The following is an 8,183-nucleotide window of genomic DNA, read 5'->3' on the forward strand; positions in this document are numbered from 1 at the left end:
ATGACCTCCATCGCCCTGGCTGAGGAACTTCTCCTCCTCGCGTACGACGACCAGACCGGCAAGGCGACCGGTTCCCGGATCGGGCTCGACCTCGGGATGGCCGCCGCCGTGATGGTCGACCTGGCCCTGGCCGGGCGCGTCGCCTACGTCGAGGGCTATCTGAAGGTCATCGACCCGACCCCGGTGGGCGACCCGATCGCCGACGCGGTGCTGGCCAAGGCGGCCGCGGACGACCCGCACACGCCGGCGCAGTGGCTGCAGCGGCTCCGGCACGGCCTGCGCAACCGGGTGCTGGCCGACCTGGTGGAGCGCGGGGTGGTGCGGGACGTCGACGAGACCCAGCTGGACTACATCCACGTACACCGCTATCCGACCACCGACCCGGCGGTCGAGGCCGAGATCCGCAAGCGCCTGGGCGAGGCGCTGATCAGCGGAAGCATCCCGGACGAGCGGACCGCGGCGCTGGCCACCCTGCTGGTGGCGACCCGGATGGAGCCGGCCCTGCGGCTGCCGCCGGAGGAGGCCGCCGAGGCGCACCGCCGCCTGGAGGAGATCGCCAGCGGCGCCGGCTTCTCCGGCGGCGCGAACCTGGAGGACTCGATCGTGCGGCCCAGCGTCGCGCTGGTGGTGGCGACGCTGGGCAAGGCGATCCAGGCCGCGCTGGGCACGCCCAAGCAGGTCTGAGGCTCAGGCCAGGCCGAGCGCCGCGGACACCTCCCGGCGCAGGTCCGTCATGGCGGCGTCGGCGCGGGCCCGGGCCCCGGCCAGGTCGCCGTCCGCGACCGGTTCCACCACCTCGAGGTACGCCTTCAGCTTCGGCTCGGTGCCGGACGGCCGGATCACCACCCGGGTACGCCCGGTCCGCACCGTCAGCACGTCCGCGTCCGGCAGCCGGTCCTCGGTGCCGGTGACGTCCTCGCCGAGCAGCCGGGTGGGCGGCGTACCCCGGACGTGCGTCATCGTACGAGTGATGTCGTCGAGGTCGGTGACCCGGACCGAGAGCTGGTCGGTGCGGTGCACGCCGAACTCCGAATCGAGTTCGTCCAGCCGGTCGGCGATCGTCCGGCCCTCGGCCCGCAGCGCCGCGGCCAGCTCCGCGACCAGCAGGGCCGCGGTGATCCCGTCCTTGTCGCGCACCAGGTCCGGCGCCACGCAGTAGCCGAGCGCCTCCTCGTAGCCGAAGGCCAGCTCGCCGGCCGCCCGGACGATCCACTTGAAGCCGGTGAGCGTCTCCGCGTACGGCACGCCGCGGGCCGCGCACAACGCCCGCAGCAGCGTCGAGGACACGATCGTGGTGGCGTACGTGCCCGGCCGGCCGCGGCGGATCAGGTGGTCGGCCAGCAGCGTGCCGAGCTGGTCGCCGGTGAGCGGGCGCCACCCGGCGGCGGACGGCACGGCGATCGCGCACCGGTCGGCGTCCGGGTCGTTGGCGACGGCCAGGTCCGCGTCACCGGCCGTGGCGAGCGCCAGCAGCAGGTCCATGGCGCCCGGCTCCTCCGGGTTGGGGAACGCCACGGTCGGGAAGTCCGGGTCCGGCTCGGCCTGCTCGGCGACCACGTCCGGGGCGTCGAACCCGGCCCGCCGGAACGCGGCGGTCAGCACCGCACCGCCCACCCCGTGCAGCGGCGTGTACGCCACCCGCAGGGCGCGCGGTCCGGCGGCGACCACGGACGCGGCGCGGTCCACGTACCCCTCGACGACGGTCTCGTCCAGCACCGTGCCCGGCCCGCCCAGCGGGACGCCGGCCAGCGTGTCCACGGACCGGATGGCGGCCTCGATGCCGGTGTCGGCGGGCGGCACGATCTGCGCCCCGGCGCCGCCGGGACCGCCCAGGGCGGCACCCAGATAGACCTTGTAGCCGTTGTCCTGCGGCGGGTTGTGGCTGGCGGTGACCATCACCCCGGCGGCCGCGTCCAGCGACCGGACGGCGTGCGCGAGCACCGGCGTCGGCAACGGGCCGGGCAGCAGCAGCGCCGCACGTCCGGCCCCGGTGGCGACCCGCGCGGTGCGTTCGGCGAACTCGCGCGAGCCGTGCCGGGCGTCGTACCCGATCACCAGCGGGCCGTCGGCGTCCTGCGCGGCCAGCCACCGGACCAGCCCGGCGGCGGCCCGGGTCACCACCGCGACGTTCATCCCGTTCGGGCCGGCGCGCAGCCGGCCGCGCAGGCCGGCGGTGCCGAACGTGAGCGGACCGGCGAAGCGGTCCCGCAGCTCGGCCGTGGTCGCCGGCAGACCGGCGATCAGTTCGCGCAGCTCGTCCCGGGTGACCGCGTCGGGGTCGTCGGCGAGCCAGCGTTCGGCGAGCGCGCGAAGGTCATCAATTGCCATGCACCGTGGATAGCACGGGCCTGTGCTCAGGAGGCGTCGAGGGCGAAAGTGCGCGTCATCTCGTCGAAGAACGGCTTGCTCTCGGCGAACTGGGCGTCCGTCGCGGTCAGGTAGAACGAGTACATCTTTCCGCCGACCGTGGTCTCCCGCCAGATGCCGTGGCGCATGCTCGCCCCGCTGCCGCAGGTGTACTCCAGCTGGGCACCCGGGTGACCGGCCACCTCGACGTCGGTGACCGCCACCCGCTTGTACGGCTTCGGGCAGTTCTTCGAGCCCTTCAGCGTGTTCTCGGCGATCCGTTCGGCGAACCGGCGCGGCTCCGCCGTACCCGTCTCCACCAGGATGCGGACCTTGCGCTTGTTGTCCTCCGGGTCGACGTAGTCCACCCAGTTGCCGCCGGACGTGCGCTTCCAGTCCTTGGGCACCTTCACCGTGACGCCCTTGGCCTTGTGGTCCTGGGTGGCGAAGGAGGCGGGCACCGGCTGCTGGCCGGTCGGCTTCTGCGCCGTCGGGGCCGGCTCCTCGTCGCCGGAGAACGCGATCACCACGCCCAGCAGCAGCACCACGGCCAGGCCGGCGCCGCCGGCCGCGAGCTGGATGTTGCGCGGCCAGCCCCGGACGGTGGTGACGGCCCGGGTGCCGGTCTCCCGGGCGGCGCGGACCGCGTTGTCGATCATCGCGCGCCGGCGGGCCGCCGGGCTCCGGACCACGGTGCCGGACGTCGACTCGCCGGCCGCGCGGGCGCCGCTCCATGCCTCGCGGGGCGGTACCACGGCGGTGGTGTCGCCGCCGGGGCCGCTGGTGGGAGCGTTCGGCGGGGCGCTGCGCGGTGCGTTCGGGGGCAGCACGCTGGTGCGGTCGCTGTCCGTGCCCGGAGACGGGTAGGCGCCGGTGGGCGGGACCACCGCGGTGTCGTCCGCGGTGGGCCGGCGGCGGCCACCCTGGCGCAGATTGGCCAGGCGCCCGGTCAGCGACTCGCCGGGCGCCAGCATGGCCCGGCCGCCGATCTGGCCGGTCGGCTTGGGCGGGATCGGCTGGGTCTCCGCGGCCGCGGGACGCTGGGTCGGCACCACCGCGTACGGGTCCGTCATCATGTGCGGCGGTGCCTTGCTGGCCAGCGGGCCGGCCAGCTGCTGACGCAGCATGGTGCGCGCGGTCGGCACGTCGAAGCGCTGGGCCGGGTCCTTCTCCAGCAGGCCCATCAGCACGGTGTTCAGCGAGCCGGCCCGGGACGTCGGCGCGGGCGGATCCTCGACCACCGCGTGCATGGTCTCGATCGGGTCACCCTTGTCGAACGGCGGGCGGCCCTCCACCGCGGTGTACAGCGTCACGCCCAGCGAGAACAGGTCGCTGGGCGGGCCGAAGTCGCTGCCCATGGCGCGTTCCGGCGAGATGAAGTGCGGCGAGCCCAGCACCATGCCGGGCGTGGTGAGCTGCACGTCGGTGGGCATCCGGGCGACGCCGAAGTCGGTCAGCACGCAGCGGCCGTCCGAGCAGATCAGCACGTTGGCCGGCTTGACGTCCCGGTGCAGCACGCCGTGCGCGTGGGCCACCTCGAGCGCGCCGAGCAGCGCGATGCCGATCTTGGCGACCACCCGGGGCGCGACCGGGCCGTCCTCGATGACCATGTCGGCCAGGCTGCGGGCGTCCAGCAGCTCCATCACGATCCAGGGGCGGCCGTTCTCGTGGACCACGTCGTAGACCTGCACCACGGCCGGGTGCTGCAGCGCCGCGGCGGCCCGGGCCTCACGCATGGTCCGCTCGTACATCGAGTCGCGGTCGCTGGGCGCCAGGCCCGGCGGGAGGACGACCTCCTTGATGGCCACGTCGCGGCGGAGCAGCGTGTCCGCCGCGCGCCAGACCGTGCCCATGCCGCCGTGGCCCACCGCGGCACGCAGCGTGTACCGACCGCCGATGAGCGTGCCCGGGGCCGCGCGTCCGCTGGTAGGAGCCGTGTTCCCGCTGCTCCACGTCGGAATCTGAGTCACTGAGAATGCCACCGAGGGATGTAGGGGGCGTGGAACCAACCACGATATCTTGCCGGTTCGCACCCCTTTTACGAAAGTCGGTGCGGGAGTGTTCTGTCGAAGTCGACCCTGGGTAGCGGGCAGATAGCGGTGCGTCGCACAAAGTCCGCGCAGAGTGCGAAACCACTCACTCATCCGTGCTTAACAAGGATTTAGGATTTGCCGGTGGACGCAGAATCCGGGTTTCATATCAAATCGGTGTACGACGCCCCGGACGTCGGAGAGAACGTGGGCCGCCCCGGCGAGTACCCGTACACCCGTGGCGTCTACCCGACGATGTACACCAAACGCCCCTGGACCATGCGCCAGTACGCCGGCTTCGGCACCGCGGCCGAGTCCAACGCGCGCTACCACCAGCTGCTCGCGGCCGGCACGATGGGCCTGTCCGTCGCGTTCGACCTGCCCACCCAGATGGGGTACGACTCGGACGAGCCGATCGCACACGGCGAGGTCGGCAAGGTCGGGGTGGCCATCGACTCGATCGACGACATGCGCCGGCTGTTCCAGGGCATCCCGCTGGACCGGGTCTCCACCTCCATGACGATCAACGCGCCCGGGTCCGTTCTGCTGCTGCTCTACCAGCTGGTCGCGGAGGAGCAGGGGGTGCCGGCCGCGGCGCTGCAGGGCACGATCCAGAACGACATCCTCAAGGAGTACATCGCCCGGGGGACGTACATCTTCCCGCCCAAGCCGTCGCTGCGCCTGGTCGCCGACACGTTCGCCTACTGCCGCGCCGAGATCCCCCGGTGGAACACCATCTCGATCTCCGGCTACCACATGGCCGAGGCCGGGGCCACGCCCGCGCAGGAGATCGCGTTCACGCTGGCCAACGGCATCGAGTACGTCCGGGCCGCGATCGCCGCCGGACTCGCCGTGGACGACTTCGCGCCGCGGCTGTCGTTCTTCTTCGTGGCCCGCACCACCCTGCTCGAGGAGATCGCCAAGTTCCGGGCCGCCCGCCGGATGTGGGCCCGGATCATGCGCGAGGACTTCGGCGCCCGCGACCCGAAGTCGATGATGCTGCGGTTCCACACCCAGACCGCGGGCGTCCAGCTCACCGCGCAGCAGCCCGAGGTCAACCTGATCCGGGTGGCGATCCAGGCGCTGGGCGCGGTGGCCGGCGGCACCCAGTCGCTGCACACCAACGCGTACGACGAGGCCATGGCGCTGCCCACCGAGAAGTCGGCGCGGCTGGCGCTGCGTACCCAGCAGGTGCTGGCGTACGAGACCGGGCTCACCGACACCGTGGACCCGTTCGCCGGCTCGTACGCGGTGGAGGCGATGACCGACGAGGTGGAGGCCGCGGCCACCGCGCTGATCGAGCGGGTGTTCTCGTACGGGTCCGTGGTCGACGCCATCGAGCAGGGCTTCCAGAAGCAGGAGATCGAGGCGTCGGCGTACCGGATCGCCAACCAGATCGACGGCGGCGAGCGGGTCGTGGTGGGGGTCAACCGCTTCACCACCGACGCCGACGAGAAGTACGAGCCGCTGCGGGTCGATCCCGCGATCGAGGCGGGGCAGGCCGCCCGGCTGGCCGCGCTGCGCCGGGACCGGGACGGCGCGGCCGTCGACGCGGCGCTCGCCGAACTGGCAAAGGCCGCAGAGGGTACGGCGAATGTTCTCCCGTTCATGCGCGAGGCGTTGCGCCTGCGTGCCACGGTGGGGGAGGTCTGTCACACGTTACGGGGCGTATGGGGCGTGTACCACCCGGTCGAGCATTTCTAGCGGCGTAGCCCGGTTGAACCACGTCACCTCCACGATCCGTAACCCGTTGTAGGAGGTGGTGAAGTCGTGGACGCCGCTTTTCCCATTCGTGACAATCCGCGACCCGGTCAGCACGGTAATGACGTTGCACAGCGTCACCACAATCGGACTAGGCTGTCGCGCGTTGCGGAAACCCGACTCTTTCTCGAAAGCGACAGTGAATCCGACGTGACGAGTGCGGTGACGATGCCGGAGGGCATCCAGATGGCATCCTTCCCGGGCCCCCCGCCCGGGGCCGACCCGCTGCCCGGCCAGCTGGACCGTTGGCTCGCCGCCCACGGCGCGGAACTGGTGTCCATCCGGCGGCACATCCACGCCCACCCGGAGCCGTCCCACTCCGAGTTCGAGACCGCCGCCCTGGTCGCCCGCGAGCTCGCCGTCGCCGGCCTGTCCCCGCGCATGCTGCCCAAGGGCAACGGCCTGATCTGCGACATCGGCACCGGCGACCGGGTGATCGCCTTCCGCGCCGACCTGGACGCGCTGCCGCTGCAGGACACCAAGGACGTGCCGTACCGCTCCACCGTCCCGCACGTCGCCCACGCCTGCGGCCACGACGTGCACACCACCGTCCTGATCGGCCTCGGCCAGGCCCTGGCGCAGCTCGACCAGCAGGGCGAACTGCCCGGCCGGGTCCGGCTGATCTTCCAGCCGGCCGAGGAGTGCGTGCCGTCCGGCGCCCCCGAGGTGATCGAGTCCGGCGCCCTCAAGGACGTCGTCGCGATCTACGCGCTGCACTGCTACCCGCAACTGCCGGCCGGCCTGGTCGGCGTGCGCTCCGGCGCGTTCACCGCCGCCGCCGACACGGTCGAGGTCACGCTCACCGGCCCCGGCGGCCACACCGCCCGGCCGCACCTCACCGCCGACCTGGTGCACGCCCTGGGCCGGGTCATCATCGACGTGCCGGCCCTGCTGGACCGCCGGGTCGACCCGCGCGCCGGCGTCTCCATGGTCTGGGGCGCGGTGCACGCCGGCGAGGCCTTCAACGCCATCCCCGGCGAGGGCTACGTGCGCGGCACCGTGCGGATTCTCAACCGGGACGCCTGGCGCGAAGCGCCCGAGCTGATCGGCAAGCTGATCCGCGACGTGGTGGCCGCCACCGGCGCCGAGGTGGACGTGCGCTACACCCGCGGCGTCCCGCCGGTGATCAACGACCGGATGGCGTCCGCCGTGGTCGCGGGCGCGGCGGGTGCGGCACTCGGAGCGGACCGGGTGGTCGAGGCCGAGATCAGCATGGGCGGCGAGGACTTCTCGTTCTACCTCGAGCAGGTGCCCGGGGCGATGTTCCGGCTCGGCACCGGCACGCCCGGCAGCGAGATCCGGCACGACCTGCACCAGGGCAACTTCGACGTGGACGAGCGCTGCATCGGGTACGGCGTGCGGGTCATGGTGCACACAGCTCTGGCGGCGCTGTCGACGGGCGCGTTCTAATTCGGACGGACACCCTTCATCGGTCGGTGGCCGAGGATGGGCATCGCGACCGGTCGATAGCCGTGGGTGCACGTGGCGCGCTTGTGGGGGCAGAAGACTCCTGGCATTTCGGGCAGACGTCGCCGACCGGCTGCAGATCTTGGAGCCCCGGGCAGATCTTGGAGTGCCCCGGCCCTCCTGGGGGCGGTTCGGCGCCAAGATTTGTGCTGGCCTCCAAGATCTCGTCGAACCAAGGTGGTGTAACGGGCAAATCAGCGTGGCCGGCCCGACCGGGAGCCGGAACAAGGCCGCATTTCGGTCAACCGGAGGGTCGCGGGCTCGGCGAGCCCGCGACTCATCGGGCTAAGGCCTGTTTCGGAACCCGGCCAAGTGCGAGGCGAGGTCCAGGGGTCGGCTGGCGTCGGCCGCAGGGCGGCCTCATACCGGGGTTGTATGTGGCCGTTCTGCGGACGCCGTCAGTCGGCGCCTGGGCCACGCCGTAGCCCTGGCCGGGTTCCGAAACAGGCCTTAGCTTGAGTTTTAACCTGTGCGGCGTGGTCTGGGGTTATGTGTTTTCTTGTTTTTCGGGTTGGCGTTTGCGCTGGTGACGATATGGACGTCGTGGCGGTTGGCTGGCCGGTGGTTGCGGTGGCCGGG

The 8,183-nt window shown here is 72.2% G+C and carries 5 protein-coding genes; 3 read left to right on the top strand and 2 right to left on the bottom strand.

Annotation, left to right across the window (positions count from 1 at the left end):
• Positions 1–684 carry a GOLPH3/VPS74 family protein gene (locus tag LDL48_RS13630; protein ID WP_225255434.1) on the top strand — a complete coding sequence of 228 codons (684 nt, stop codon included), beginning with the start codon at positions 1–3 and terminating at the stop codon, positions 682–684.
• 3 nt (positions 685–687) lie between these two features.
• Here the strand turns inward: LDL48_RS13630 and LDL48_RS13635 are convergent, their stop codons facing one another.
• Positions 688–2,328: a phospho-sugar mutase gene (locus tag LDL48_RS13635; RefSeq protein ID WP_225255435.1), complete on the bottom strand. Its 1,641-nt coding sequence runs from the start codon at positions 2,326–2,328 to the stop codon at positions 688–690.
• A 26-nt stretch (positions 2,329–2,354) separates the two neighbouring features.
• Positions 2,355–4,316: a serine/threonine-protein kinase gene (locus LDL48_RS13640; protein ID WP_225255436.1), complete on the bottom strand. Its 1,962-nt coding sequence runs from the start codon at positions 4,314–4,316 to the stop codon at positions 2,355–2,357.
• A 204-nt stretch (positions 4,317–4,520) separates the two neighbouring features.
• On the opposite strand from LDL48_RS13640, the gene LDL48_RS13645 reads away from it, so the two are divergent.
• Together LDL48_RS13645 and LDL48_RS13650 are read left to right on the top strand one after the other, a co-directional pair.
• Positions 4,521–6,080 (top strand): acyl-CoA mutase large subunit family protein, encoded by a 1,560-nt coding sequence (locus tag LDL48_RS13645; RefSeq protein ID WP_225255437.1) that lies wholly within the window; start codon positions 4,521–4,523, stop codon positions 6,078–6,080.
• A gap of 207 nt (positions 6,081–6,287) precedes the next feature.
• Positions 6,288–7,547: an amidohydrolase gene (locus LDL48_RS13650; protein WP_225255438.1), complete on the top strand. Its 1,260-nt coding sequence runs from the start codon at positions 6,288–6,290 to the stop codon at positions 7,545–7,547.
• Positions 7,548–8,183 lie beyond the last annotated feature (636 nt).

This window comes from Jidongwangia harbinensis (assembly GCF_020216025.1).
Classification (GTDB): domain Bacteria; phylum Actinomycetota; class Actinomycetes; order Mycobacteriales; family Micromonosporaceae; genus Actinoplanes; species Actinoplanes harbinensis.